Genomic DNA, 603 nt, shown 5'->3' on the forward strand with positions numbered 1-603 from the left:
GCCATCGCCGCCACCAGCATGATCGGTGCCACCCTGGTCACCTCGGCCAACGCCGCGACCGCCCCGGTCAAGAAGACCGTGTCGCTGGCCTCCTCCTCCGAGGCCAACAAGATCACCGACTTCTGGACCCAGAAGGGCTCCGCCAACCTCAAGGCCGCCGCGCAGTACAAGGGCGACGAGCAGGTGTCGGGCAAGGTCAAGCTTGGTGGCGGCGACGCGGCCCCCAGCGGCAAGGCCGGCGTTGTCCCGCCGATCGGCCAGGAGAAGGTCACCCCCACCAAGGTCAAGAACGTCAACCTGCCGAAGACCATCGGCAAGGTGTTCTTCACGATCGGTGCCGACGAGTTCTGGTGCTCCGCGTCCTCCGTGCAGTCCAAGTACCACAACCTGGTCGCCACCGCCGGGCACTGCGTGTTCGACGAGGGCGTGCAGAACAGCGCGATTGACAACTGGGTCTTCATCCCCGGTTACTACCAGGGCAAGTCTCCCTGGGGCATCTACGTCGGCAAGGCCGCCTACGTGCACTACGACTTCGGCGTGTACGAGGACTACGACAGCGACTACGCCTTCGTCACCGTCTACAACGGCATCACCTACGCCGGC

Annotated in this window: 1 protein-coding gene; it reads left to right on the forward strand. The window is 65.0% G+C overall.

The features are described from left to right. Positions 1–603 (forward strand): trypsin-like serine peptidase (locus MYF83_RS42275; RefSeq protein ID WP_372500423.1); only part of this gene is annotated, 603 nt, incomplete at both ends.

The sequence above is a fragment of the Sphaerisporangium perillae genome (assembly GCF_023276435.1).
GTDB lineage: Bacteria > Actinomycetota > Actinomycetes > Streptosporangiales > Streptosporangiaceae > Sphaerisporangium > Sphaerisporangium perillae.